This is a genomic window from Vibrio sp. 10N.247.310.23, from assembly GCF_041467155.1.
Taxonomy (GTDB): domain Bacteria; phylum Pseudomonadota; class Gammaproteobacteria; order Enterobacterales; family Vibrionaceae; genus Vibrio; species Vibrio crassostreae_C.
On record NZ_JBFSTZ010000033.1, the window covers coordinates 1 to 26,995 of the forward strand.

The 26,995-nt window shown below is 44.0% G+C and carries 21 protein-coding genes and 1 other annotated feature; of the genes, 12 read left to right on the plus strand and 9 right to left on the minus strand.

Going from position 1 to position 26,995, the window contains the following annotated elements:
- Positions 1–376 precede the first annotated feature (376 nt).
- From clpB to rluD, 3 genes are all read right to left on the minus strand, one after another.
- Complete coding sequence (gene clpB, locus AB6D93_RS20610; RefSeq protein WP_017062851.1) at positions 377–2,950, minus strand: ATP-dependent chaperone ClpB; 2,574 nt, start codon at positions 2,948–2,950, stop codon at positions 377–379.
- A gap of 142 nt (positions 2,951–3,092) precedes the next feature.
- The gene (pgeF, locus tag AB6D93_RS20615; protein WP_017059365.1) at positions 3,093–3,833 is read right to left on the minus strand and encodes a peptidoglycan editing factor PgeF; all 741 of its coding nucleotides are present in this window, start codon (positions 3,831–3,833) and stop codon (positions 3,093–3,095) included.
- A 2-nt stretch (positions 3,834–3,835) separates the two neighbouring features.
- The gene (gene rluD / locus AB6D93_RS20620; protein ID WP_017059364.1) at positions 3,836–4,810 is read right to left on the minus strand and encodes a 23S rRNA pseudouridine(1911/1915/1917) synthase RluD; all 975 of its coding nucleotides are present in this window, start codon (positions 4,808–4,810) and stop codon (positions 3,836–3,838) included.
- A gap of 137 nt (positions 4,811–4,947) precedes the next feature.
- Here rluD and AB6D93_RS20625 point away from each other — a divergent pair, with 137 nt between their 5' ends.
- The 6 genes from AB6D93_RS20625 to yjjX all read left to right on the plus strand — a co-directional run bounded on the left by AB6D93_RS20625 (position 4,948) and on the right by yjjX (position 12,617).
- Positions 4,948–5,676 carry an outer membrane protein assembly factor BamD gene (locus AB6D93_RS20625; RefSeq protein ID WP_017059363.1) on the plus strand — a complete coding sequence of 243 codons (729 nt, stop codon included), beginning with the start codon at positions 4,948–4,950 and terminating at the stop codon, positions 5,674–5,676.
- Between the two features lie 140 nt (positions 5,677–5,816).
- A complete protein-coding gene (locus tag AB6D93_RS20630) occupies positions 5,817–7,241 on the plus strand; it encodes a lytic transglycosylase F (protein ID WP_346393666.1) in 1,425 nt (474 codons plus the stop codon).
- Positions 7,242–7,665: 424 nt separating this feature from the next.
- On the plus strand, positions 7,666–8,001 hold the full coding sequence (gene hpf / locus AB6D93_RS20635; protein WP_004735034.1) for a ribosome hibernation-promoting factor, HPF/YfiA family: 336 nt from the start codon (positions 7,666–7,668) through the stop codon (positions 7,999–8,001).
- Positions 8,002–8,111: 110 nt separating this feature from the next.
- Positions 8,112–8,233, plus strand: a sequence feature (Phe leader region).
- A gap of 12 nt (positions 8,234–8,245) precedes the next feature.
- Positions 8,246–9,421 carry a prephenate dehydratase gene (gene pheA, locus AB6D93_RS20640; protein WP_017059361.1) on the plus strand — a complete coding sequence of 392 codons (1,176 nt, stop codon included), beginning with the start codon at positions 8,246–8,248 and terminating at the stop codon, positions 9,419–9,421.
- Positions 9,422–9,754: 333 nt separating this feature from the next.
- Positions 9,755–12,133, plus strand: coding sequence for a bifunctional diguanylate cyclase/phosphodiesterase (locus AB6D93_RS20645; RefSeq protein ID WP_102332789.1), 2,379 nt, complete (start codon positions 9,755–9,757; stop codon positions 12,131–12,133).
- The gene (gene yjjX, locus AB6D93_RS20650) at positions 12,096–12,617 is read left to right on the plus strand and encodes an inosine/xanthosine triphosphatase (RefSeq protein ID WP_102332788.1); all 522 of its coding nucleotides are present in this window, start codon (positions 12,096–12,098) and stop codon (positions 12,615–12,617) included. Before AB6D93_RS20645 ends, yjjX begins: the two co-directional genes overlap by 38 nt.
- A 128-nt stretch (positions 12,618–12,745) precedes the next feature.
- On the opposite strand, the gene trpR is transcribed toward yjjX, so the two are convergent.
- Positions 12,746–13,039: a trp operon repressor gene (trpR, locus tag AB6D93_RS20655; protein ID WP_017059358.1), complete on the minus strand. Its 294-nt coding sequence runs from the start codon at positions 13,037–13,039 to the stop codon at positions 12,746–12,748.
- A 172-nt stretch (positions 13,040–13,211) separates the two neighbouring features.
- On the minus strand, positions 13,212–15,161 hold the full coding sequence (gene sltY, locus AB6D93_RS20660) for a murein transglycosylase (RefSeq protein WP_102332787.1): 1,950 nt from the start codon (positions 15,159–15,161) through the stop codon (positions 13,212–13,214).
- 263 nt (positions 15,162–15,424) lie between these two features.
- On the opposite strand from sltY, the gene ettA reads away from it, so the two are divergent.
- The 3 genes from ettA (at position 15,425) to AB6D93_RS20675 (ending at position 18,611) form a co-directional block, all read left to right on the plus strand.
- Positions 15,425–17,092, plus strand: a complete 1,668-nt coding sequence (ettA, locus tag AB6D93_RS20665) for an energy-dependent translational throttle protein EttA (protein WP_017056147.1) — start codon at positions 15,425–15,427, stop codon at positions 17,090–17,092.
- 90 nt (positions 17,093–17,182) lie between these two features.
- Positions 17,183–17,551: a PilZ domain-containing protein gene (locus tag AB6D93_RS20670; protein WP_102332786.1), complete on the plus strand. Its 369-nt coding sequence runs from the start codon at positions 17,183–17,185 to the stop codon at positions 17,549–17,551.
- A 49-nt stretch (positions 17,552–17,600) separates the two neighbouring features.
- Complete coding sequence (locus tag AB6D93_RS20675) at positions 17,601–18,611, plus strand: M23 family metallopeptidase (RefSeq protein ID WP_029235086.1); 1,011 nt, start codon at positions 17,601–17,603, stop codon at positions 18,609–18,611.
- 143 nt (positions 18,612–18,754) lie between these two features.
- Here AB6D93_RS20675 and tyrA read toward each other — a convergent pair whose 3' ends face one another.
- The 3 genes from tyrA to nagZ all read right to left on the minus strand — a co-directional run bounded on the left by tyrA (position 18,755) and on the right by nagZ (position 22,309).
- Complete coding sequence (gene tyrA, locus AB6D93_RS20680; RefSeq protein WP_017056144.1) at positions 18,755–19,882, minus strand: bifunctional chorismate mutase/prephenate dehydrogenase; 1,128 nt, start codon at positions 19,880–19,882, stop codon at positions 18,755–18,757.
- Positions 19,883–19,999: 117 nt separating this feature from the next.
- Complete coding sequence (locus AB6D93_RS20685) at positions 20,000–21,073, minus strand: 3-deoxy-7-phosphoheptulonate synthase (protein ID WP_017059354.1); 1,074 nt, start codon at positions 21,071–21,073, stop codon at positions 20,000–20,002.
- Between the two features lie 246 nt (positions 21,074–21,319).
- The gene (gene nagZ / locus AB6D93_RS20690) at positions 21,320–22,309 is read right to left on the minus strand and encodes a beta-N-acetylhexosaminidase (protein WP_102332785.1); all 990 of its coding nucleotides are present in this window, start codon (positions 22,307–22,309) and stop codon (positions 21,320–21,322) included.
- A gap of 121 nt (positions 22,310–22,430) precedes the next feature.
- On the opposite strand from nagZ, the gene AB6D93_RS20695 reads away from it, so the two are divergent.
- Entirely contained in the window at positions 22,431–23,546 is a 1,116-nt protein-coding gene (locus AB6D93_RS20695) for an anhydro-N-acetylmuramic acid kinase (RefSeq protein WP_102332793.1), read from the plus strand.
- 45 nt (positions 23,547–23,591) lie between these two features.
- Positions 23,592–24,512, plus strand: coding sequence for an N-acetylmuramic acid 6-phosphate etherase (murQ, locus tag AB6D93_RS20700; RefSeq protein WP_102332784.1), 921 nt, complete (start codon positions 23,592–23,594; stop codon positions 24,510–24,512).
- A 103-nt stretch (positions 24,513–24,615) separates the two neighbouring features.
- On the opposite strand, the gene AB6D93_RS20705 is transcribed toward murQ, so the two are convergent.
- The gene (locus AB6D93_RS20705) at positions 24,616–24,966 is read right to left on the minus strand and encodes a DUF2799 domain-containing protein (protein WP_017059350.1); all 351 of its coding nucleotides are present in this window, start codon (positions 24,964–24,966) and stop codon (positions 24,616–24,618) included.
- Positions 24,967–25,320: 354 nt separating this feature from the next.
- Between AB6D93_RS20705 and AB6D93_RS20710 the strand changes: the two genes are divergently transcribed.
- Positions 25,321–26,811, plus strand: a complete 1,491-nt coding sequence (locus AB6D93_RS20710; protein ID WP_102332783.1) for a carbon starvation protein A — start codon at positions 25,321–25,323, stop codon at positions 26,809–26,811.
- Positions 26,812–26,995: the final 184 nt, after the last annotated feature.

The window sequence follows — 26,995 nt, forward strand, 5'->3', positions numbered from 1 at the left end:
TATTCATCAACGAGTGCCCACACAGATTGATAGGTTTAAATTGTTAAAGAGCTTTACTTGTTGAGCCTTCCTTTTAGTAAGGAGCCTCTCGAAGTGGACGGCCATTCTAGCGGATTAGATTCCAGTGTCAAACACTTTTTCCAGCTAATTTTTCAAAGCATCTTAAATGCTTATCACCGTCTTGTTACTCAGTTCAAACCGCTTGGTTATCCTTGGCAACGGAGGCGCATTATAGAGAGAATAATCCTTTGTACAAGGCTAAAAACGAAAAAAAGCCGCCACCGGCGACCGTTCGAACACTATTCACACAAAGCGTTTAAAATAGGTACGATTAAGCCTTAATTTCGGCCAATCGTACCTACCGTTCTTACTTCAACTATTGGTGAGCAATAATGCGGTCGTTGTTTACTAATAGCTGCACTTTCTTATCTGGATTAATTTTTCCTGCCAGTATCGCTTTCGCTAACGGGTTCTCGACACTTTGTTGAATCGCTCTTTTCAAAGGTCGTGCACCATATACTGGATCAAAACCAACTTGAGAAATTAACTTGAGTGCTTTATCCGAAACTTCAAGCTCATAACCATTGTCTTCCATTCTCTTCTTAAGGTGCTCAAGCTGAATAGCGGCTATCGACTGAATGTGCTCTTGACCCAATGGATGGAACACCACGCTTTCATCAACTCGGTTCAAAAACTCAGGACGGAAATGTTTACCTACCACTTCCATCACTTCATTCTTTATTCCTTGGTAGTCGAGCGTATTGAAGTTCTCTTGAATTCTCGAAGAGCCAAGGTTGGATGTCATGATCACTACCGTGTTTCTAAAATCGACTGTACGACCTTGTCCATCAGTTAAGCGTCCATCATCAAGCACCTGCAATAAGATATTGAAAACATCAGGATGCGCTTTCTCTACTTCATCTAGCAAAATCACTGAATAAGGCTTGCGACGCACTGCTTCTGTTAAGTAACCACCTTCTTCATATCCAACGTAACCCGGAGGAGCACCAACCAAACGAGCAACAGAGTGTTTCTCCATAAACTCAGACATGTCGATACGCACCATTGCATCGTCACTATCAAACATGAAGTTCGCGAGTGTTTTACACAACTCCGTTTTACCAACGCCAGTTGGACCAAGGAATAAGAAAGATCCAATCGGCTTGTTTGGATCAGATAAACCTGCACGGCTACGACGAATCGCATTCGATACCACTTCGACTGCTTCCGCTTGGCCAATAACTCGCTTATGTAGAACACCTTCCATGTTAAGAAGCTTCTCTTTCTCGGCTTCTAGCATTTTAGAAACAGGTATGCCTGTTTGCTTCGATAGCACGTCTGCAATTTCTGCATCAGTGACCTTATTACGCAGCAGCGTCATTTCTTGCATTTCAGCTTGAGTCGCAAGATCTAACTGCTTCTCTAATTCTGGGATTCGACCGTATTGCAATTCAGACATTCGGTTAAGATCACCAGCACGTCTCGCAAAATCCATATCCATACGAGCTTGTTCTAGCTCTGACTTGATGTGTTGCGTGCCAGAAAGCGCGGCTTTCTCTGCATTCCACACTTCTTCAAGCTCTGCGAAATCTCGTTCTTTGTCAGAAAGCTCTTCTTGTAATGTTCGAAGGCGTTTTTCACTGGCTTCATCATTTTCATTGGTAAGAGCTTGCTGCTCGATCTTCAATTGAATGATTTTACGCTCGAGCTTATCTAGCGACTCAGGTTTTGAGTCGATCTGCATACGGATACTCGAAGCCGCTTCATCAATCAGATCAATCGCTTTATCCGGCAGTTGACGATCAGAAACGTATCGATGAGATAGTGTTGCTGCAGCCACGATTGCTGGGTCGGTAATTTCTACATGATGATGAAGTTCATAGCGCTCTTTCAAACCACGAAGAATCGCCACCGTGTCTTCAACCGTTGGTTCATCGACAAGCACTTTTTGGAAGCGGCGCTCTAACGCTGGATCTTTCTCTATGTATTGACGGTATTCATCAAGAGTCGTTGCGCCAACACAGTGGAGTTCACCACGAGCCAACGCTGGTTTTAGCATGTTACCGGCATCCATAGAGCCTTCACCTTTACCAGCGCCGACCATAGTATGAATTTCATCGATGAAGAGAATGATATTGCCCTCTTCTTTAGACAATTCATTGAGGACTGACTTCAAACGCTCTTCAAACTCACCACGATATTTAGCGCCAGCTACCAAAGCACCCATGTCTAATGAAAGTACGCGTCGGCCTCTTAAACCTTCTGGCACTTCATTGTTAATAATGCGCTGAGCCAAACCTTCAACGATAGCTGTCTTACCAACACCAGGTTCACCGATAATGACTGGGTTGTTCTTAGTACGACGCTGAAGTACTTGGATAGTACGGCGGATTTCGTCATCTCGGCCAATTACCGGATCCAGCTTGCCTTGCTCCGCTCTTTCAGTCAGATCGATGGTGAACTTCTCTAACGCTTGGCGTCGGTCTTCGGCATTTGGGTCATCAACTTTTTGACCGCCACGAACCTGCTCGATAGCTTGAGATAATTTTTGCTCAGTAAGACCTAGCTCTTTAAGCAGGTTACCTAAAGGGCCTTTATCTTCAATTGCGGCAAGTAGGAAGACTTCCGAAGAAATGTATGTGTCTTGACGCTTTTGTGCGACCTTGTCACATAGGTTGAACAAAGTACCCATTGCATTCGACAGTTGAACATCACCACCGATACCACTTACTTTCGGTACACGGTCTAATATTTCGCTTAGCTTTGAACGCAATTGAACCACATCAATATTCAGCATGGTGAGCAATGGACGAATTGCACTACCATCTTGATTAAGCAAAGACACCATTAGGTGCACAGGCTCTATATATTGGTGATCACGACCTAATGCGAGCGACTGAGCATCAGATATCGCAATTTGGAATTTACTAGTGAATCGATCGAGACGCATGCCAACCTTCCTACTCTTAGATATGTTTATCTTATGGTTAGAAGATGGATACGGTAACGCGGATTTTCAAGGGATAAGAATGAAGAATAGAGCTGTTATAAAAATATAAATGAGCTGGATGACTGGTTGCACTAGTTAAAGGTTACTCTAACCAAATAAAAGTAGCTTGGCGTCCAGTAATACCATCACGACGATAAGAATAGAACGCATCGGCATCAGCGAAGGTACATAGATTAGAGTCTGTCACAGAAGTTACACCAACTTTGTTCAGTCGTTGCGTTGCAAGCTGAGACATATTCGCTAGCCATTTGCCTGGTTCAGCTTTGGCTTCAAATGCGAGCTTAGCTTGAGAGTCAAAACTAACGAAAGCTTCCAACACATCATCGCCTACTTCAAAAGCTTGTTTGCCTATTGCAGGACCAAGCCAAGCAATGATCTTATTCTCTGAACCTAAGTTTGAAAACTTTGCGACGGCATTTTCAAGAATTCCACCAGCAAGACCACGCCAACCAGCATGAACAGCTGCAACTTGAGTGCCTTTGGTATCAGTAAGGATTACAGGTAAGCAATCGGCTGTCATCGCAGAACAAACAACACCTTTAGCTGTGGTAAACGTACCGTCAGCATCAAGAATATCTGCCGTAGGGTGTAAAACCGTAACGACATCTGTTGAGTGAGTTTGATGTAGCCATACCGGAGCGGCAGGCATATTAGCGTGTTGCTTGAGCCAGGCTCTGTTGTTTTCAACAAGCGAAGTATCATCCCCAACATGCGTACCTAGGTTTAATCCTTGATACGCACCAGTAGAAAAACCATCAAAACGTGTCGAAGCAAATGCTTTCACGTTTTTTGGTGCATTCCAGTTAGGGATGATCATCGACATGATTAAATGTCGTCTTCCAAGTTTTCGCGAGCATCAACACGTAACGCTTCAGCCATCACAACCATGTCATTTGGCACAGGAGCGTGGAACTCAACTTCTTCACCTGTAATTGGGTGAACAAATTTAAGCATAACAGCGTGTAGCGCTTGGCGATCAAAAGAACGAATCATGGTCGTTAGTTCTTCAGATGCACCTTTTGGAATACGAGCACGGCCACCGTATGCAACGTCACCTAGCAGCGGGTGCTGAAGGTATGACATGTGAACACGGATTTGGTGAGTACGACCCGTTTCTAGGCGTAGACGAATACGAGTATGCTCGCGGAAGTGCTCAGCAACACGGTAGTGAGTTACCGCTGGTTTCCCTAATTCATTTACGTCCATTAGAGTACGCTTAGTTGCGTGACGGCTAATGCCTTTTTCTACCACACCACCAGCGGTCATTTTGCCAATTGCAATTGCTTCATACTCACGAGTAATACGACGCTTAGCAAGCGCACGCACAAGACGAGTTTGAGCTGGAACCGTTTTAGCCACAACCATAAGGCCTGTTGTGTCTTTATCAAGACGGTGCACAATACCTGCACGAGGCACTTCTGCAATCTGTGGGTAATGGAAAAGCAATGCGTTTAGTATGGTTCCATCCGGTGTGCCTGCGCCTGGGTGTACAACCAGATCGCGAGGCTTATTGATAACCAATAAGTCATCATCTTCGTAGACAATGTTTAGAGGAATATCTTGTGCTTCCCAGCGCTCTTCATCTGCAAGTTCAGCTTGCAAGATGATCTCTTCACCGCCCAAAACCTTAACACGCGGCTTTGTAATAACTTCGCCATCCACTTGGATTTTGCCGTCAAGAAGCCACTCTTTAATGCGAGAGCGAGAAAAATCGGTAAATAGTTCAGCGACAGCTTGGTCTAAACGTTGACCTAACTGGCTGCTTTTTACTGTGTCTGTTAATGTGATCTGCTGAGCCATATCGAACTTTTTTAAAAACCGTGAGACTAATACCCATTAGTATGGATAAAATAGAATAATTGCATCATTGTATCTGTTACTGGTTAGAAAGTAACGGAAGCTTACGAAATATTTAATTCAAGGAATCGACGCCTGACATGAAACACCTTACTTTATCGGGTCTATTAGCCGTATCACTCTTGGTTGGTTGTTCAAGTAGTGAAGAGATAGTGCCAGATGTACCACCATCGGTTCTCTACTCTGACGCTCAAGAATCACTGCAGAGCGGTAGCTGGCTTTCAGCAATAGAAAAGCTAGAAGCCCTAGACTCACGTTACCCATTCGGCGCCTATTCTGAGCAAGTACAGCTCGATCTGATTTACGCTTACTACAAAAATGATGACTTGGCACTTGGCCTCGCTACCATTTCACGTTTCCTACGTTTGAACCCAACGCATGAGAAACAAGACTGGGTTCTTTACATGCGCGGCTTAACGCACATGGCGCAAGACCGAAACTTCATGCACGATATTTTTAATATCGACCGTAGTGACCGAGATCCTGAACCAGTGAAACTTGCGTTTGCTGACTTCAAGCGACTACTCGAACGTTTCCCTAGTAGCCCTTATGCTGAAGATGCACAAAAACGCATGTTCGCACTTAAGAACCGCCTAGCAGAGTATGACTTAGCAACCGCTGATTTCTACCTACGCCGCGAAGCTTGGATTGCTGCGATCAACAGAACGCAAGAGCTGCAAAAAACTTACCCAGACACCATTGCTGCGCGTAAGTCTTTAGATATCCAGCTAAAAGCTTATCAACAACTCGGCCTAGATGACGCTGTGTTAAGAACAGAAAAGTTGATTGAGTTAAACCCACTACCTTAATCAAACCTCTTACATCTCAATCCTAAAAGCGCGCTAATTTACTAGCGCGCTTTTTTTCATCTACATATCGCAAACTTGATGGATCGCATAATACACGGTATCTTCAAAAGATAACTTTTAACAAAACATCAACATGGAGTGTGGATGTGAGTAGGTTGTTATTATTTATCTGGATATCGCTATTTAGCCACTTATCCTACGCATTAGAACTGTCTCCATTAAGCAATAAGCCTTACATGGGTGACTTGGATGTGCTCAAAACCAAAGGAACGGTTAGAGTGCTAGTGTCTGCCGATCTTGGTTTCTATTACATCGAGGATGGCAAGCCAAAAGGCATCGTGGCAGAAATGCTCTACCACTTTGAGAAAAGCCTTCGTAAGAAACATCCCTATCTCAATGTTCAAATCATCCCCGTGCAACGAGATGATCTACTTCCCTCTTTAGAGTCTGGCTATGGTGATGTCGCTGTCGCTAACCTAACGATCACCGATAAACGATTACGAACCATCGATTTTTCGGATCCGATGATTAAAGATGGTAAAGAACTCATTATCACAGGGAAAAAGGCCGAACCTATCACCGAAATCAAGCAATTGAGTGGCAAAGAGGTGTGGATACGAGCAAGCTCGAGTTACTTCGAGAGTGTACAAAGAGTTAATAAGGAGCTTAACGAGCTAGGTTTACCACCACTGCATGTCCACTTTATCGAGGAGTCATTACAAGACTACGAGCTGATAGAACTGGTTAACCAAGGTTATATACAAGGCACAATTCTGGATAACCATAAAGCCAAGCTCTGGATCGATGTAATGGAAAACATTCAAGTCCATAACGACTTACCTTTACGAGAAAATGGTCGTATTGCTTGGGCTTTAAGAAAAGACAGCCCTCAACTGAAGAAAGAGATAAACAAATACGTCAAGACCGCACGAACAGGCACCCTGCTTGGGAATGTCATCTACCAGAAATACATCGACAATACTCGCTGGTTAGGCCGAGCACTCAACCCCAATAAAGTAGACCGAGTAGCTAAACTCTCAGATGTCTTTGAAAAGTATTCGAGCAAGTATGAATTTGATCCTTTAATGATGTCAGCTCAAGGTTTCCAAGAATCAGGACTGGATCAGAGCCGGATTTCTCATCGCGGGGCTATTGGTGTGATGCAGGTATTACCGAGTACCGCCAAAGATAAAAACGTCAACATCAAGAACATCCATAAGGTGGATAACAACATCCATGCGGGTGTGAAGTATATGCGCTTTATCAAAGACCGATATTTTGACGACCCGGCAATATCACCCGACAATCAAATCTACTTTACCTTGGCTTCTTACAACGCTGGTCCTGCTAAGATCAGAAAGATGAGGAGCATTGCCAAGCAGAAAGGTTACAACCCAAACATCTGGTTTAAAAACGTAGAAATCATCACTCGCAAATACGTGAGTAAAGAACCCGTAACCTATGTTGCCAACATCAATCGTTACTTCGTAATCTATAAACAATTACAAGCTATCAATGCTATCCGAGAGGACGGCACAGCGAGATTACTGAACACTAACGACTAGGATCGCCTCCATCCCAGAGCTGGGGAGCCAAAGGTATTAGGTAAAGCTAAAAAACACAAAAGCCGCATAAGAATACTTATGCGGCTTTTGTTTATCTAATTCTGAAGAAGCTTATGTAGCGACCTATATTACAAGACCTATATCACAAAACACTATTGAGTAAATTTCAATCAAGTACTTTCCATAGGCTGTAGGACACCCCTAAAAACTGATTTAATTTTTAGCGAAGCCTTGCCTCCAAGTTATCGTTTTTCATAAGGATAACAAGCATTTTTCGCCAAAAAGATACTAAGACTTGCGTAAGATCACATTTGATTTTAATGCTTATCCCACCCAACCAAAACAAGATCTAGATCACATTCTTTATTCCTAAAAGTCGTAATCTGAAGTTAACCCATGAGGGATACAACAGAGGAAAACTTCTATGAAAATGAACATCACTGGTAAAAACATCGACATTACCTCTGCAATCCGTGATCACATAGAAAGCAAATTTAAAAAGCTAGATAAATGGCAAGTAGACATCATTGGCTGCCAAGCGAGCTTTAGCGAAGAACCAAACAAGAAGAAGAAATTTGAAGCGGTACTAACCGTACCAAAAGGCCAACTTGTTGCTTCATCAATCCATGACGACCTCTACGTAGCGATCAACGAAGTAGAACAAAAACTAGAGCGTCAACTCAACAAGCTACGCCATAAACCAGAAGCGCGCCGCGCTGAAAAGCCTGAAATCGAAGAGCTAGAAGCTGAAGTAGAATAAGGAAAGAGAACAGATTAAAAAATAGCGCCTCAGGGCGCTATTTTTTTGCTTGACGCTCGTAGCTCGCTTGCTTATTGTGTCTAAACATTCATAAAACAATCACTTTTTATGCACACTCAATCTTTGTTTATTTTTGACTTCTTTTTTCTTCCGTAAATCGGAGGCTAAGTCGTTTTAGAAAAACAAGTCAAAAACGAACAAGAAGCCTCCCACACTAGGGAGGCTTTTTTATAAGGACACATTTATGACTGACCGCTCAATTTCACTGGATGATATCCGCCTTCGTCTTAATGATTTAGACGACGAACTCCTGAAGTTACTTTCAGAGCGTCGCAAGCTAAGTATCGAAGTCGCTAAAAGCAAAGTAGAGACATCAAAACCAGTTCGTGATGCAGTACGAGAACAACAACTATTAGTTAAGCTGATCAACAACGGCAAAGATAAATACGAACTTGATGCGCAGTACATTACCAAGCTGTTTCACACCATCATCGAAGATTCCGTTTTACTACAACAGTCATACTTACAAAACCTAGCGAACCCGCAAAGCCGTAAACCATTGGCTCGCGTTGCATTCTTAGGTTCTAAGGGATCGTATTCTCACCTTGCGAGCCGCGAATACTTCAGCCGCAAGAATATGGAATTGATTGAGCTGAACTGTAATCACTTCAAAGAAGTCGCATCAACAGTAGAGTCTGGCCATGCCGACTACGGTGTCCTGCCGATTGAGAACACCAGTTCAGGGTCAATTAACGAGGTCTACGACCTGTTACAGCATACGACTCTATACATTGTTGGCGAACTTTCTCAACCGATTGAGCACTGCCTTGTTGCTAAAAGTGATATCCGTTTAGAAGACATCAAAACACTCTACTCGCACCCACAACCTCATCAACAATGCAGTGAGTTCTTGAGCCGCCTTAAGGGTGTCAACCTTGAGTCTTGCGCAAGCACCGCTGATGCAATGAAAAAAGTTAAAGAATTGGGTGGTAATGACGTAGCTGCTATTGGTAATGCATCGAGCGGTAAGCTTTATGGACTACAGCCAATCCAGAGCAATATTGCAAACCAAACAGAGAACCACACTCGTTTCATCGTTGTGGCGCGTAAGCCTGTTGAAGTATCGACTCAAATACCAGCGAAAACAACGCTCATCATGTCGACATCTCAAGAGGCGGGTTCTTTGGTAGAAACACTACTGATCCTGCAACGCTTAGGCATCAACATGACTAAGCTAGAATCTCGTCCTATCATGGGTAACCCTTGGGAAGAGATGTTCTATGTCGATTTAGAGGCGCATCTGGATTCAGATAATATGCAACAAGCGATAACGGAACTAACAGCCATTACTCGCCACCTTAAGGTGTTGGGTTGCTACCCAAGTGAGAACATCAAAGCGACTCAAGTTAAGTTGTCATAGCTGAAAGTGAGTATCAGCTTTTAGCTAACATAAGTATTTGGCCTACAGCAGGCCAAATACTTAAATCACCCTCTAGTCGAGTACTATTCTCGCTAAGAAAACTCACCCTAGCATGCCTGAAACACAATTCACTTGTTTCGCACATTCGGCACGCTTACTCTCTCCACTACTTGAGCCTTTCTAACAAAAACTCATTAGTGGCTTTTTTTATCAATAAAGACAAAACCTTACCCCCTTCACAGGAAATCATCGAACTACGTATAATTAATAGCGAGTAAGCATTAAGTAACATAAACTTATGCGCTTAATTTATAAATAGTGTTGTCATTAACTATGAAGCTAAGTACTAAAATCTTACTACTAATAGCCCCTGTGATACTGATCAGTACCGCGGCTTCTAGCTATATTATTTATTCGACGCAAAAAAGCAGTTTCATCAAACGCGAAGACAACGCACTTCAACTGAACATGGAAAAACTAGCCGGATACTTTCGCCAATCTCGTTCGTTCCTCAATAGCTACTCTTACACCTTGACCCAGAGTGATATGGTGAAGCGTTATTTTCTCACTGATCAAAATCTATCTCGCGATCTTGAACTGGTCAGTAATCTTCGAGAAGCCATTCATTTCCTGCAAGATGACGATGAAAGCTATACAGGTTTAGCGCTTCTTAATGGTGATCGAAAACTGCGTTATTACGCGGATAATAGCAATGACTCACGCACTCAGATTGACAGTAAGATATTGGAGTATGTTGACCTGCACTATCAAGACACCTTAGCAACATCGAGTACCAACTATATTCAAAACTCCCAAGGCGAAGGGATGTTGGTTCACTATGACAAGGTAGATAGAAAAGCGATTTTCCCAACCGTTAACAATCAACCCGACGATGTGTTCTTTGTTGTTGTCTCTGTCTCTCTCGACAAATTTAATGCGCTGAGAAAACAGATAGAGTTCGACTACCAAACCAGTTTATTCTTCACATCCATAGCGGTTTCTTTGGAAAATGATGTCACCCACTCAGTCAAGCTTGCTCCAGAACTGTACGCCACAGTCGATCCGGCGCAATTCCTATTAGAAAACAAGCTCGATTCAATTTGGAACAAGCTGAGTTTGTCGTTTGCCCTGTCTGCGTTTGTGACTGTCGCTCTGCTACTCATGCTTCTGTCTCGCACTGTGATTACTCCAATAACGCGGCTCGATCGACAGCTACAGCAAGTCGAAAAAAAACAACGTAAGAACATCGAACGCTTGGGCACTCGTGATGAGCTTGGCCGCCTATCACAGCGTTTTTATGACATGTACCAAGAGTTAGATAACACCTACCAACAGACCAAGCTCTTGGCCGAAAATGATCAGTTAACCCAAATAGCCAATAGGCATCAGTTTCAAACCTTCGTTCAGCAATCGTTGCCAAAACCGAGTTCGAATACCGAAACCTGGGTTCTCTATTTTGACTTGGACAACTTCAAGTTTGTGAACGACAAATACGGACATCAAATCGGCGACTCGATTCTGGTCTCTTTTGCTCAGCGTACTTCAGATATTTGTCGTCACTATAAAGAGGAGTTCGACGCTCATTGTATGCCAGCCCGACTTTCTGGAGACGAGTTCGTTGTCTACATTAACGCTCCTAGTCACCGAGGAAATGTCGCGCATCGATTCTCGAATGATTTACTGACTCCACTGCAAAAAGGTTTTGTCACCGAATCAGGCAGCTTTCCGATCACGGTCAGTATTGGTATTGCGACCTACCCTAATGATGGCAACTCAATCGAGAAGCTACTGTCCAACGCGGATACTGCGATGTACCAAGCCAAGCGTGCCGGTAAAAACCAATTTGCTGACTATTCACGGGATTTAGACAAAGCCATTCAGCGCCAAGCAGATATTGAACGTGCGCTTAGAGGTAAGAATTTTGATGATGAATTCAGGCTCGTTTACATGCCCTACATGGATTCCACCGGGACTGATGTTATTGGCGTTGAGGTGTTATTGCGTTGGAATTCAAAGCAACTTGGTTTGGTTCCACCAGATGAGTTCATTCCAATAGCCGAACAAACCGGGCTGTTTGAACATGTTGACCGCTGGGTAATACAGAATGCGTTTGCTTCATTCCATCGACTTCAGGCTCAATTTGATCACTCAATTCAATTGTCGATCAACCTATCTTCTGCTGGCATTGAAACCACTCATCTTGCGGGTTTCATTAAAGAACACGCGGAGTTAAATCGAATTCCACCAAGCCTAATCGATTTTGAAATCACTGAAACCTTTTACTCAGATTCACAAGGCTTTCCGTTGCTCAACCAACTCTCACTAATGGGCTATCGATTAGCGATTGACGACTTTGGATCTGGATATACTTCGATCACTCAACTGGTGCAGTATCCGACTCAAAAAATCAAACTAGATAAAGTCTTTTTAGACACCTTAATTGAAACCGATAATCAGAACATAGTAAAACCGATTATCGGGCTATGCCATGCTCAAGGCAAAAAGGTCACAGCCGAAGGCATCGAAACCGAAAGCATGCATCACTGGTTGCAAGATGCGCAGTGCGATATGCTGCAAGGCTATTACTTCGGTAAACCGATGCCATTGGAAGAACTGAACGAATGGTATCGACTACACCAACTCAATTTAATCGACAACAAAAAGAATCCAATACATGAAATCCGTCGTCATTGCGTCGCTGAACCCAGCTAAAATAAACGCCGTTAAAAGTGCATTCCTTTCTGCCTTTCCTGATTCTGAATTCGAATTCAAAGGTATCAGCGTCCCTAGTGGAGTGTCCGATCAACCGATGAGCAATGATGAGACTTATCAAGGCGCTCTAAATCGCGTTAACAATGCAATCCAAGAACTGCCAAATGCAGATTTTCATGTTGGGTTAGAATCTGGAATTGAAGGCAACGTTACCTTTGCTTGGATGATAATTGAAGCAAATGGTCAACGTGGCGAGTCTCGCTCTGCAAGCTTAATGCTACCACCTGTTGTGCTTGATAAACTAGAGTATGCAAACGAGTTAGGGGATGTGATGGATGAAGTGTTTGGTACCGACAATATCAAACAGAAAGGTGGTGCCATTGGCCTACTGACACATAACCAATTGTCACGCAGTTCGGTCTATCATCAAGCTTTAATTTTGGCTCTGATCCCATTTGTGAATCCTGAACACTTTCCTATTTAGTATTTGAGGCTTCCTTAAACTTCAAAAGATTCCAAGAACAATCTTCAGAAACAAAAAACGCTAACATCCAGTTAGCGTTTTTTATCGAATTCGTATTCATACTATCGCGTGATAGCTTAATTCCATTATTACTTTAGCAATAGGTCGGCGATCACGACTTTCTCTTGCTCAGATTTGGCCTTTAGCTCATTTGAGCCTCTGGTTATCGTCGCTACGCCTACGCCCAGCATTTGACTCACCTGTCGTTGAGACATATCGCCTTTCATCAGCTCACAGAAGATATTAATTCGAGCAACCAGAGCATCTCGCTCGTCTGGTGTCATCATCATAGTCAACAACAGCTCGTGCTGATCTTTTTCGACAGCCGTCTTTACCAAGTCCATCAGTTGTTGCCAATTATCATATTCAGGTTGTGATGCCATATCTCTACACTTACTTTTAAATTCTGACTTTAAAGAGTCGCTTAACGATTGAAAGCGTTTAACACTTTATACCGAAACACTTGATGCGATCCAATGTAAAAAGGCAGTAAGTGGAAATGGTTAGCACTCACTGCCTTTATTCTTACTCAGTTTCGGGCCAAATGCCGAAGGCTTAGTATTTCGTTTTTGCCTCATGGGGCGCTAAAAACGTCCCTTTCTCACCCAAGATATCTCGATAGTAGGTCTCAAACATCAAGATATTCTGAACGTAGCCACGTGTCTCTTTGAATGGGATCATTTCGATAAATGCAAAGGCATCGAGCTTTTCATCGCTGCGTGAACGCCACTGTTTCACACGGCTAGGTCCAGCATTATAAGCCGCAAACGCAAAGATACGGTTGTCATCATATTGAGCGAGTAAACCATCTAAGTAGTGACTGCCAATCTCAATGTTTTTGCCGACATCATAAAGATCATCGCTGCCCTGATACTTAATCTTATGTTTGTTCGCTGTGTATTGCGCCGTCTTGGGCATAATTTGCATAATGCCACGCGCGCCAACTGGAGAGCGAGCTTCTGAATCCATCGCACTCTCTTGTCTTGCTAAAGACATCAAAGTGATTGGATCGAGATCGTGCTTTTCAGCGTAGAAGTTAAACCACCACTTATGAGCTACAGGGAAGCGCAGCGCAATGTTATCCCACATCTTCGCAGAGATACTCGCTGTTACGGTAAAGTGATTCCAACGCTGTGTCGCAGCGTAAGCGGCAAGCATCTCTTTTTGCTCTTTATCTGCATTGGTCAGTAACCAGCGCCATTCACTTTTCGCTGCCGCAATTTTGTCTCGGTCAATCAGTTCACCAATACGCACCAAAGAGGTGTCGAATGGCTTCACTGTTTCAGCATTGTATTTAAGTGTCGATGTTGGATATTGAACTGGCTTACCTAACTGCTTAGCCGCAGCCACACTGTAGAAATTACGCTGACCCAAGATATCTGACAGTCGCTTATTGCCTTTGTCAGTATCGCCCGTCGCGATTTCAGCTCTGCCCTGCCAATATTGCCAACGAAGCGAAGCCTGATGTTTATCATCCAAGCGCGCTATCCACTCTTTCAAACCCGTCCAATCGGCATGTTGAATTGCTAAGCGAGCACGTCGTTCCAGCAGAACTTGCTTTGATGAACTCGCGAGCATTTTGTCGCGCCACACCATTAACTCTTCAGAGTCAGTGTTGATCAGACGAAACGTTAGGTAATCAGCGAGCTCTTGAGATTTCTCTTTCGAAAACTTCTGAGCCTTGATGACATCATCAAACACCTTTTGAGCACTGCTTGATGATTTCCTTGCTAGCTTCTCGAAAGCAAACTCGGTTTGAGCTTGGTAGAGTTCATTCGCTGGATGTTTTTTAGCAAACGCGAGTACATTTTCAGGCTTGTTGTACAACGCCTTCATCTGCTTCGCTTGAGCAATTGACTCATCATGATCCAATTGCTTAATCAGATAGCTCATTAACTTACCGTTACGGCCCTCGAACGCTAGCAGCATTCTATCCAGAATCAGCTCATCAGTTCTTAGCCCAGCTTGATCCCAGCTTTTAAATAAAGGGTCACAAGCGTCATCAACACCACTACCACTCAACCAAAGTTGTTTAGCTCCTTTAAAGGCAAGCTCTTGGTTACCTTGCTCGTAATGCGCTCGATAATAAATACATTGGTATTTTTCACTGACAGGCTCTTTGGTTTGAAACTCAAGGATCGTCTTCCACTGTTTTTGAGAAGCCAATGAGTCCAAATAAGGTGCGCGCATTCGATTGGATAAAGGCAATGCCTTGTTCTCTTCAATGAAAGCATCGACCTCAGCAGGTGTGCGATCACCTAAGCCAATCAGAAAGGCCCGATAATCGGTGTAAGGTGTTAAAGGGTATGTTTGAATTTTGTTACGCAGCGCGGAGTAAGCTTTTAGATCACGGCTGTCTAAAACCTCTTGCGCTTTGTCATAAACGTCACGCTGCATTTCAAGCTCGGATGCATTGCTAGCCATAGCGACCGGAGCCAGTGAAACCGAAGACAAAATTGCCGATGCAGCCACAGCAATTTTCGTATTACCAATGCGGAAAAACATTCGCTCTTTCCTTAGTGCGTGTATGAATACGTGAAGTCTATTTACGCCCGACATCACATCAAATGTAAAGGATTTGAGTGTAAATATTATTAATATTTAACACTTCGCCTCAGAAGCCCATTAAATATAGTTTTAATGACCAATGTGACAATAATAGGTAAGGATTTGTTCAAGAGTGGCTTTTCTGCCCTAGGAGTAACATCTTTGAGGATATTGGTATAAAATAGCAGACAATTTTGAACAATAATTAGGATCGATCGGCAATGGCTGAATACGTATATACCATGTCTCGGGTGAGCAAAACTGTTCCACCTAAGCGTCAAATTCTTAAAGACATTTCTCTTAGCTTTTTTCCTGGCGCTAAAATCGGTGTTTTGGGTCTAAATGGTTCAGGTAAATCTACCCTACTACGTATCATGGCTGGTATTGATACTGATATTGATGGTGAAGCACGTGCACAACAAGGCCTTAAAGTAGGTTATCTACCACAAGAGCCTGTGCTAGACGAATCAAAAACTGTTCGTGAAATCGTAGAAGAAGCGGTTTCTGACGTTGCTGACGCACTTAAGCGTATTGATGCGGTTTACGCAGCTTACGCAGAACCAGATGCAGACTTCGATGCACTGGCAAAAGAGCAAGGCGAACTAGAAGCTCTGATTCAAGCAAAAGACGGTCACAACTTAGAGACTGCTCTAGAGCGTGCTGCTGATGCACTTCGTCTTCCTGAGTGGGATGCGAAAATTGAATTCCTATCAGGTGGTGAGCGTCGTCGTGTTGCTATCTGTCGTCTACTTCTTGAAAAGCCAGACATGCTGCTTCTTGATGAACCAACCAACCACTTGGATGCAGAATCAGTAGCATGGCTTGAGCACTTCCTTGTTGATTACAGTGGTACTGTTGTGGCGATTACCCACGACCGTTACTTCCTAGACAACGCAGCTGGCTGGATTCTAGAACTTGACCGTGGTGAAGGTATCCCATGGGAAGGTAACTACACGTCTTGGCTAGAGCAAAAAGACGAGCGTCTTAAGCAAGAAAAAGCGGGCGAAAGCGCACGTCAAAAGACAATCGAGAAAGAACTTGAATGGGTTCGTCAAAACCCTAAAGGCCGTCAAGCTAAGTCTAAAGCTCGTATGGCTCGTTTTGAAGAATTGACAACTGGCCAATACCAGAAGCGTAACGAAACCAACGAACTGTTCATCCCGCCAGGTGAGCGTCTAGGTGATAAAGTTCTTGAAGTGAACAACCTGACTAAATCGTTTGGTGATCGCGTTCTTATCGACGACCTATCGTTCAGCATGCCTAAGGGCGCAATCGTCGGTATCGTTGGTGCCAACGGTGCAGGTAAATCAACACTATTCAAGATGCTAAGCGGTGCAGAACAGCCAGATTCAGGTACAGTTGAACTAGGCGAAACCGTTAAGCTTGCTTCTGTTGATCAGTTCCGTGACAGCATGGACGACACTAAGACAGTATTCCAAGAGATCTCTGAAGGCGCTGATATCATTAAGATCAACAACTTCGAAATCCCTGCGCGTGCTTACTGTTCTCGTTTCAACTTTAAAGGCAACGACCAACAGAAGATCATCGGTGAGCTTTCTGGTGGTGAACGTAACCGTGTTCACTTAGCGAAACTGCTAAAAGCGGGCGGTAACGTACTGCTACTCGATGAGCCTACCAACGACCTTGACGTTGAAACGCTACGTGCTCTTGAAGAAGCACTGCTTGAATTCCCGGGCTGTGCAATGGTTATCTCGCATGACCGTTGGTTCCTTGACCGTATTGCGACCCATATCTTAGACTACCGTGATGAAGGTCAAGTTAACTTCTACGAAGGTAACTATACTGAGTACACTGAGTGGCTTAAGCAGACTCTAGGCGCACAAGCGGCAGAGCCGCACCGTATCAAGTACAAGCGTATAGCTAAGTAAATAAGCTTGTATTTTGAACAAAGGCCGCGATAATAGCGGCCTTTGATATATCTGGCTTACGTGTAATGCATCGATATAGAGAGATTACTTATGGTTGAAAGACGTCAATTTTCACGAGTTATTTATCAAGTCCCTACTGAGGTCTCACAAGGACAAGTAAATATATCAGGCTCAGTGCAAGACTTATCACTCCATGGTTTACTCATTCAATGCAATGAATCAAAACAACTTAGCCATGATGTCCCTGTTCAAGTGAGCTTTAAGCTCGAAAACAGTGATATCAATATTCAGTTAGAAGCAACGATAGTCTCTACCATCAATACCTCAATGCGTTTACGCATAGAGCATTTAGATATTGATAGTATCAGCCACCTTAAGCGACTTGTGGAGCTTAATGTTGGCGACGATGAACTGCTTTATAGAGAGATTGAACACCTTACCGACTTAGGTAGTAAGTGACATCTCCATTACCCTTTTTCTATTAGAAGCATTTAGTTAATACAGAACCATGTCTAAAAAACTATCCATTACTATTCCCTCCAGTCAGGGGGAACAGACGTTTTACTTCGGCCGTAAAGCCGTGCTCATTTGCACTACTGCCATTTTTTCAGTACCGCTATTGATTGGCGGAGCGGCGTACATGCACTTCGAGAGTAAACAAGAACTCGCACTGCAAGCGGGTGATGCCCAACAGTTGATTGAAACACTGATTGTTGAAAAAGAACAAACAGAATTTCTTTATGCTGAGCAAGTAGAAACCAACCATTCGCTATCGCAAACACTGACCGAGAAAGAAGGCACGATTCAGCTACTTGGTAAGCGTGTATTCGATGTGGAATCAGTACTGGGTCTTGCTGATGAAGATCTGCTTACCGATGATATTTCTTTAGAAGATCGCATTGATGCGGCTGCAGTCGATTCAGCAGTAAGAGCCACAATGTTCCGCTTGATTCCAAACGACAGTCCGATGGCTTATCAACGTATATCTTCTTCTTATGGTAGCCGCACTAACCCTATTTCAGGGAAACGCCATGTACATACTGGTATCGATCTAACGTGTAAGCGTGGTGAAGATATTGTCGCGCCCGCAGATGGAGTCATTGAAACGGTACGCCCAAGTAAAAAAGGCTTCGGCAACTTTATTACTATGCGTCACTCGTTTGGTTTCATGAGTTCTTATGCGCACCTACAGAAGTTCAAGGTACGTAGCGGTCAGTTTGTGAGTAAAGGCGATGTGATTGCGAGCTGTGGTAACTCAGGTAACTCAACCGGCCCACACTTGCATTATGAAGTACGCTTCCTTGGTCGTTCATTGAACCCTCAATACTTGATGGATTGGACACCGGAAAACTTCAACTACGTGTTCGAGAAAGAGAAAAAGGTTAAGTGGGGCCCACTAGTTCAGCTGATTGATAATGTGGTTCGCTTGCAGATCAACCTGACTAACGTGCCTTACATTAGCTCGACCATCGACACCGTATCGAGTGAAGATAGCAAAAAACCTATCACGACTAACTAGTTGTTAATAGCTAAGACCTGTTGATTTGGCCTATGATGGTCTAATTGCTTTTAGTCTACTGTAGGCAAAATGCTTTCATAGCGTTCAGCACAAACAAAAAGAGCGACCAGATGGTCGCTCTTTTTTATGATTTCAAATCAGTATTAACCACGATGAATCGAGTCATGTGCTTGTTTTAGAAGACTTTGGCTCTCTTGCAAGAATTGTTGTGAGTAGTCACCAAACCAATCACTCACTTGGTTGAAGCTCTCAACAAACTTAGCCTTATCTTTGCCATCTAGGATTTCTAACGCTTCTCCGAAACAGCTATGGAAGCGTCGAATCATCTCTATATTCTCATCCGAAGACAGAATGATATCACCGTACAAGTTCGGGTCTTGAGCAAATAGACGACCAACCATCGCAATCTCAAGTCGGTAGATTGGTGAGCTTAGCTTCAGAAGCTGATCAATATTCGGGTTCTCTTTACTCAGGTGTAAGCCGTAAGCAAAAGAGGTGAAGTGACGAAGTGCTTGAATCAAGGTCATGCCGTGATCGTGTTCAGCTGCATCCATCTGGCAAAGGCTCGCGCCCCAAATACCAAATTGATTCAGTAGCCATTGGTAACTTTCAGAACCACGACCATCACTGTAAACAATCACCTGCTTAGCAAGGCTAGGAACATCAGGGCCAAACATTGGGTGCAATCCAACTACTGGGCCTTGATGCATGTTCATCATTGCTTGTAGAGGTTTAGATTTAATTGACGTCAAATCACATAGAATACAATCGCTTGGTAGATTACCTAGCTTCGCAATCACACCTTCCGTTAGGTGAATTGGAACCGTAACAACCACAAGCCCAGCATTATCTAAGATTTCGTCGGCCTTATCCCAATCTTGGCTGCCAAGGATTTTTACTTCGTAGCCAGACAGTTTGAACATACGACCAAACAAGCCACCAAGTTGACCATTACCACCAACGATAACCACTGAACGTAACTCTGGGTTAAGACACTTAAAGCCAGAATCTTTCTCGCTGGCATAAGACTCACGCATAGTACGACGCAAAATATCTTCGATTAACTGTGGTGGAACCCCTATTTTCTCAGCTTCTTGACGACGAGATGCCAGCATCGCAGCTTCACGCTCTGGTACATAAATAGGTAAACCATGTTCACTTTTTACTTCGCCTACTTTCTCTACTAGAGCAAGGCGTTGAGCCAGTAAATCCAACATTTGTTTATCGACAGCATCGATTTGGTCGCGTAATTCGTTCAGTTCAACGGCCATTTTATTCCTTACTAATCTATAAGCCCGTGCCAATCTATAAGCCCACAATCACGTAGGTTCGCTAGCAACAGATCTTAAAATGCCTCATTAGATGAGGCACTTAAATTTAAACTCTGACTAACCTTTCAAGCGGTTCTCTAAGAACGGGACTAATTCCGTATGTGCATGTTTTAATAGTGCCTCAGTTGAATCCCAATTGATACACGCGTCGGTAATAGAAACGCCGTATTTCATCTCATTGAGAGGTATATCCGAAGATTGGTTTCCTTCGTTAATATGGCTTTCAATCATAAGGCCGATAATCGATTTGTTGCCTTCACGAATTTGGTGAATCACATCTTCTGCAACTAAAGGTTGGCGACGGAAATCTTTACGAGAGTTCGCGTGGCTACAGTCGACCATTAGCGCTGCCTCTAAGCCAGATTTACCCAGCTCTTGCTCACATTCGTGTACCGATACTGAATCGTAGTTCGTCTGCTTACCGCCACGTAAAATCACGTGACCATTTGGGTTACCTTGCGTTGTTAGTAGTGCAACTTGACCTTCGCGGCTGATACCCATGAAACGGTGGCTAGAAGAAGCCGCCTGCATTGCATTGATTGCAGTGCCTAGGTTGCCATCGGTACCGTTTTTAAAACCGATTGGCATTGAAAGACCACTTGCCATCTCACGGTGAGTTTGAGATTCAGTCGTACGTGCGCCAATTGCCGCCCAGCTGAAGGTATCTGCTAGGTATTGCGGGCTGATTGGATCTAATGCTTCAGTCGCCAATGGAATTTCCATCTCAGCGAGTTCAACAAGTAGCTCACGACCCACATGCAGACCATGCTCAATATCGAAAGTGCCGTCTAGATGCGGGTCATTGATCAAACCTTTCCAACCTACAGTGGTACGAGGTTTCTCAAAGTAAACACGCATAACAATATACAGTTGATCGCTAAGTTGCTCAGATAAGGCTTTAAGGCGTTTCGCGTACTCTTTCGCAGCTTCAATGTCATGGATAGAACATGGGCCACATACAACAAGCATGCGATGATCTTTCTTATGAATGATGTTTGCGATAGTTTGACGAGACTCTTGAATGAAACGACGAGCATTATCACTCAAAGGCAGTTTTGCTTTTAACTCCTCAGGAGTAATCAGTACCTGTTCGTCGATGATATTGACATTGCTTAATTCACTTTTCTGCATAACTCAACCTGTATATTTATTTTTACACCCAACATTTCCGTTTGGGTTAACAATCTTTAAAAACACAATAACAGCTAAAAAATCGATTGCAAGTGTAAACAATAAAAAACATTGGGTGTAAATTTTATTTTACATATTAAATTTAACTCACTCTAAGAGATAAATAGGTTTAAACCACGGATCACACATACAAAAAAGGCGATATTTATCATATCGCCTTATCTAAAATTATAATGTGTTTATTTATCACTCACTGCCTAGCATTCGCTTAATCGTCTCTGAGGTCTTTTTCCACCTAGCATCCGAGTGAAGTGTCGACAAATCAAAGCTGTGTTTTTTAAGCAATGAGTTGGCTAAAGGCACCTCTTGAATCGCTAAGTGATCCAGAGCTTCAATTTGTGCATCTCGTTTATTACACATCAACACCATGTCACAACCTGCATTCAAGGCCGCTTTCGCTCTGTCGGCTGGTCCGCCCATAATGGCAGCGCCTTCCATCGTTAAATCGTCAGAGAATACCAAGCCTTTAAACCCAAGCTGCTGCTTCAATACTTTCTGTAGCCAATACTGTGAACCACTCGCAGGTTGATCATCATAGTGAGAGAAAACCACGTGAGCTGGCATCATGGCATCCAATATTCCAGCTTCAATTTGCGCCTTGAAGATTGCCATGTCTGTTTCAAAGATGTCGTCTCTAGGGTCATATGGCGTCTCTAAGTGTGAGTCAGCAATCACGCCACCGTGTCCAGGGAAGTGCTTGCCTGTCGTCGCCATGCCAACCGACTTCATGCCTTTGATGAAAGCGCTGCTATGACGAACAATAGTATCAATATCTTCGCCAAACGCTCGGCTACCAATCGCTTTACAGTCATGGCCTTTGTCTAATACTGGCGCAAAGCTCAGATCGATATCGTGGGCAATCAATTCTGCCGCCATCAGCCAGCCAGCCTGTTCTGCTAAATGTTCACCGTTATTCTTAGTCGCGAATTCTTGAGCAGCTGGGATAATTGAAAAGCCATCGCGGAAGCGCTGAACTCGACCACCTTCTTGGTCAACACCAATCAAAATAGGACGTTTCGCTACCTTACGAATTTCTTTGTTTAACGCCGATAACTGTTTGCTATCGTGGTAGTTTCGAGCAAATAAGATGAGACCACCAACAGTTGGGTGCTCTAAAATTTCTCTGTCTTCAGCTGTCAGCTCGTAGCCTGCAACATCAACCCACAACGGTCCCATATTTATCCCTTATTAAACCTAATTTCATAAACTTCCCGAGATTATTCTCTTTAAATTTGCTTTACAATGTTTTTAAACCAATCTGTGGAAGACTTTAAGAATGCAGTGCAAGAGCTTAGAAATAGATCATAAAGAACTGTATATCGGTGTGATGTCAGGGACGAGTATGGACGGTGTTGATACTGCCTTAGTGTCGATTGAAGATACGCGCATCACATTGCTTGCTCATGATGAGTTCCCAATGCCTGACGACCTCAAAGCGCGTCTACTTGAAGTCTGTATTGGTCAGAAAACCGATTTGATTGCCATTGGCGAACTCGACCACCAGCTTGGCCATCTGTTTGCTGATGCGGTTCTGCAACTTCTCGAAAAGTCAGGCACACCAGCACCTTCTGTAACTGCGATAGGTAATCATGGTCAAACAGTGTTCCACCAGCCAACAGGCGATTCGCCATTTACCATGCAGTTGGGTGATGCCAACATCATTGCCGCTAAAACACAGATTCAAACGGTTGCCGATTTTCGACGTAAAGACATGGCATTAGGCGGACAAGGTGCGCCATTAGTCCCCGCCTTCCACCATACGATTTTCCACCCGCAAGACAGCTCGGTTGTGGTGTTGAATATTGGTGGTATCTCGAATATTTCAGTGCTGCGCCCTAATCAGCCAACGCTTGGTTATGATACAGGTCCGGGCAATATGTTGATGGACGCTTGGGTTGATAAACACACGGGTGAGAAGTTTGACCGTGATGCGCAATTTGCGCTTAAAGGTCAACTCAATCAAGCTTTACTCGAACAGTTGTTAAATGAGTCTTATCTATCTCAAATGCCACCGAAAAGTACTGGTAGAGAACTATTCAACCTACCTTGGCTAGAGCAACAATTAACAGAATTTAAAGATCTTGCAGTAGAAGATGTTCAGCGCACGCTTTGTGAATACACCGCATTGACGATAGCCAATGAAGTGGAGACTTATCGCTTGGGTAACCAGCCTGCACTGTATGTGTGTGGCGGTGGTACAAGAAACCCATTGTTGATGAAGAGGCTGTCTGAACTGCTTCCAAGTTGGGAGGTTGACTCAACCACCAGTAAAGGCGTGGATGCCGATTACATGGAAGCAATGGCCTTTGCGTGGCTTGCTCAGCGTCATGTTCATAAACTGCCAAGCAATTTACCAGAAGTGACTGGCGCAAGCAGAGCGGCCTCTCTAGGCGTTCTCTATCGAGCTGACTAAACAACTTTAGAACCATCATTTTAGAATCACCATTTAAGGATCATTATGAGTAACGACGCTCTCATATCAGCGCTCTCGCACCTCGTTTCGGAGGGGAGAAACCCTGACACTATGGATATTGATCTGCTCACCTCTCTCGAAGTGGTTGAAAAGATTAACCAACAAGACAAACAAGTCCCACTGACGATTGAAGCGGAACTGCCACAGATCGCGAAAGCGGTCGATAAAATTGCTCATGCCTTTCAAAACGGTGGTCGACTGATTTATATGGGCGCAGGCACCAGTGGTCGATTGGGTGTTTTAGATGCATCAGAATGCCCTCCGACTTTCGGTGTTTCAGACAAAATGGTTATCGGCTTAATCGCTGGCGGACCAGAAGCGATTTTAAAAGCCAAAGAGGGAGCGGAAGATTCGCTGACTCTCGGTATTGAAGACCTGAAAGCCATTCAATTTACAGAAAATGATGTCGTGGTAGGTATTGCTGCGAGCGGTCGCACACCTTACGTGATTGGTGCACTCAACTATGCCAATCAGCTTGGCGCAGTAACGGTTGCATTATCTTGTAACCCTGACTCTCCAATTGCTGAAATCGCTCAAATCGCAATTAGCCCGGTGGTTGGCCCAGAAGCATTGACTGGTTCAACACGACTCAAATCAGGTACAGCACAAAAGCTGGTGCTTAATATGCTGACCACTGCCAGCATGATTCGCATTGGTAAGAGCTACCAAAACCTTATGGTCGACGTAAAAGCGACCAATGAAAAGTTGGTTGCCCGCGCCGCTCGTATCGTTATCCAAGCAACGGAGTGCGATAAAGCACTGGCGGTGTCGACACTTAAAGCGACTGATTACGATGTGAAGTTATCTATTTTGATGATTCTAACAGGGCTAGATTTAGAGTTAGCCAAGGCTCAGCTTGATAAGCAAAACGGCTTTTTAAGAAAAGCTGTAGAGAATAACCAGTAACCTAGACTCTGCTGTTGAGTGTTACTCCGGCTACCGACAAAAAGACCAGTACACACGCGGTACTGGTCTTTTTTAGTTTTAATTTATCATCGCTAGCTTGGGCTTAGTAGTCGTTTGAGAACTCGTCCCAGCCGCGTTGCCATTCCATACGGAAACGTTGAGCGTCTTCCGTACCAGAACACACGCCTTCATACACCTGACCAGATAAACCAATCTGATAAGCATGGTTCGGATTACAATATTCAGTCACACCTAGGTGATAACCTTCTGTGTAACTCGCTTGATCGACTGCGCCAAGCTCAGTCATCTCTGAATACGAACGCTGAGTGTGGCCTTTGATACCATCACGATAGCCAATCTCTTGCCAATTGCCTTCAGCTGCTAAATCTTGAACATTGGCGCTGCATCCTGCAAGGCTAAATGCCACGGCGAATAGTACGATTATTTTTTTCATTTCAATCCTTTATATTGTTACTTCACCACTTTCTGACGAAGCGCTGCCTTTGTGGTGATTCTCCGCTGAACGCCTATAGATGTCCACTTATTGTCTAATGTTCGCCACTTTAGGTTCATTCCGACCACTCAGAATCAATAGTCGCCGTTAAGCCAACTCAAACAACCTCTCTATAGAGCTAATAGGCCTCTCGATAGAAATATCGGCCACTCAGCACAGTGAACAAACCACTAAATCAGTTATAACACCGCTAAATTGGCTATTCGACCACTCACTCTCGTAGCGGAAGTTTCTTCTCATCGACTCCTTTAATATACACCCTGACTTAATTAATACATTCAGGGATAACAAATTATGATGTGGTTTCTTACCTGTGTCGCAGCACTCATTGGTGGCTACTTTATTTACGGAACCTTTATCGAGAAGATTTTCGGTATCAATGAAAAACGCCAAACACCTGCTCACACTAAGCAAGATGGCGTGGACTACGTTCCAATGTCGACACCAAAGGTTTACCTAGTTCAGCTGCTTAACATCGCAGGTGTAGGTCCAATCTTCGGCCCTATCATGGGTGCCCTTTATGGTCCAGCAGCAATGCTTTGGATCGTTCTAGGTTGTATCTTCGCAGGTGCAGTACACGACTACTTCTCAGGTATGTTATCTATCCGTAATGGCGGAGCTTCGGTTCCAACCATCACTGGACGTTACCTAGGCAATGGCGCAAAACACTTTATGAACATCTTTGCCATTGTTCTACTGCTTCTTGTTGGTGTGGTATTCGTATCTGCTCCAGCAGGTATGATCACTAACCTAGTGAACGACCAAACTGATTTCGCGATGTCTGCAACTACGATGGTTGTTATCATCTTTGCTTACTACATCATCGCAACGATTGTCCCTGTCGATAAAATCATTGGTCGCTTCTACCCACTGTTCGGTGCACTGCTTATCTTTATGTCTGTTGGCCTAATCACTGCGATTGGTCTATCTGACAAACACCAAATCATGGGGGGCTTTGAGATCAGCGACATGTTCACCAACATGAACCCGAATGACCTACCACTTTGGCCTGCTCTCTTCATCACTATCGCATGTGGTGCTATCTCTGGCTTCCACGCCACTCAGTCTCCTCTGATGGCGCGTTGTATGGAAAACGAGAAGAACGGTCGCTTCGTATTCTACGGCGCAATGATTGGTGAAGGCATCATCGCTCTAATCTGGTGTGCACTTGCTCTGTCTTTCTTCGGTTCGGTTGAGTCTCTGTCTGACGCAATTGCAAACGGCGGCCCAGGTAACGTAGTATACAGCGCTTCATTTGGTCTACTGGGTGTATTTGGCGGTATCCTTGCTTTCCTTGGCGTGGTTATCCTACCAATCACTTCTGGTGACACAGCGTTCCGTTCAAGCCGTCTTATCCTTGCTGAATACTTCAACATGGAACAGAAAACACTGCGTAACCGTCTACTAATGGCGTTACCACTGTTCGTTATCGGTGGCATCCTGACTCAAGTTGATTTCGGTATCATCTGGCGCTACTTCGGTTTTGCTAACCAATCAACAGCAGTCATGATGCTATGGACAGCTTCGGCTTACCTACTTCGTCACAATAAACTGCACTGGGTAACAACGGTTCCAGCTGTGTTCATGACATCTGTGTGTATCACATTCATCCTGAACAACAGCCAACTGGGCTTCGGTCTACCAATGCAGCTTTCAACCATCATCGGCGTGGTGAGTGCATTCGGAATTGCGGCTTACGTTATCAAAATTTCAAAAGGCAAAGGCGATATCGACCTTGCTGATGAAGAAGAAAAAGAAGCAAAAGGCGTCACCAAAACCGCCTAGTTCTTTCAGACTCTTGAGAACAAGAGACACGTCTTCATAGAGAGACAAAAGAACAAGCCAAACACACTTCGCTTGCTCCCGTATCACCCAGTGATTCGTGGAAATTAAGACTAAAGCCCGTCCTCTGTGATGGGCTTTAGTGTTTTCAGGCGTTAGTGCTTTCGACTCTGGGAAGCGAATATAA

Excerpts from the sequence above, each read along its gene's own strand:
- clpB (WP_017062851.1), bottom strand. The coding sequence starts at position 2,950 with ATGCGTCTCGATCGATTCACTAGTAAATTCCAAATTGCGATATCTGAT.
- pgeF (WP_017059365.1), bottom strand. The coding sequence starts at position 3,833 with ATGTCGATGATCATCCCTAACTGGAATGCACCAAAAAACGTGAAAGCA.
- rluD (WP_017059364.1), bottom strand. The coding sequence starts at position 4,810 with ATGGCTCAGCAGATCACATTAACAGACACAGTAAAAAGCAGCCAGTTA.
- AB6D93_RS20625 (WP_017059363.1), top strand. The coding sequence starts at position 4,948 with ATGAAACACCTTACTTTATCGGGTCTATTAGCCGTATCACTCTTGGTT.
- hpf (WP_004735034.1), top strand. The coding sequence starts at position 7,666 with ATGAAAATGAACATCACTGGTAAAAACATCGACATTACCTCTGCAATC.
- pheA (WP_017059361.1), top strand. The coding sequence starts at position 8,246 with ATGACTGACCGCTCAATTTCACTGGATGATATCCGCCTTCGTCTTAAT.
- AB6D93_RS20645 (WP_102332789.1), top strand. The coding sequence starts at position 9,755 with ATGAAGCTAAGTACTAAAATCTTACTACTAATAGCCCCTGTGATACTG.
- yjjX (WP_102332788.1), top strand. The coding sequence starts at position 12,096 with ATGAAATCCGTCGTCATTGCGTCGCTGAACCCAGCTAAAATAAACGCC.
- trpR (WP_017059358.1), bottom strand. The coding sequence starts at position 13,039 with ATGGCATCACAACCTGAATATGATAATTGGCAACAACTGATGGACTTG.
- sltY (WP_102332787.1), bottom strand. The coding sequence starts at position 15,161 with ATGTTTTTCCGCATTGGTAATACGAAAATTGCTGTGGCTGCATCGGCA.
- ettA (WP_017056147.1), top strand. The coding sequence starts at position 15,425 with ATGGCTGAATACGTATATACCATGTCTCGGGTGAGCAAAACTGTTCCA.
- AB6D93_RS20670 (WP_102332786.1), top strand. The coding sequence starts at position 17,183 with ATGGTTGAAAGACGTCAATTTTCACGAGTTATTTATCAAGTCCCTACT.
- AB6D93_RS20675 (WP_029235086.1), top strand. The coding sequence starts at position 17,601 with ATGTCTAAAAAACTATCCATTACTATTCCCTCCAGTCAGGGGGAACAG.
- tyrA (WP_017056144.1), bottom strand. The coding sequence starts at position 19,882 with ATGGCCGTTGAACTGAACGAATTACGCGACCAAATCGATGCTGTCGAT.
- AB6D93_RS20685 (WP_017059354.1), bottom strand. The coding sequence starts at position 21,073 with ATGCAGAAAAGTGAATTAAGCAATGTCAATATCATCGACGAACAGGTA.
- nagZ (WP_102332785.1), bottom strand. The coding sequence starts at position 22,309 with ATGGGACCGTTGTGGGTTGATGTTGCAGGCTACGAGCTGACAGCTGAA.
- murQ (WP_102332784.1), top strand. The coding sequence starts at position 23,592 with ATGAGTAACGACGCTCTCATATCAGCGCTCTCGCACCTCGTTTCGGAG.
- AB6D93_RS20705 (WP_017059350.1), bottom strand. The coding sequence starts at position 24,966 with ATGAAAAAAATAATCGTACTATTCGCCGTGGCATTTAGCCTTGCAGGA.
- AB6D93_RS20710 (WP_102332783.1), top strand. The coding sequence starts at position 25,321 with ATGATGTGGTTTCTTACCTGTGTCGCAGCACTCATTGGTGGCTACTTT.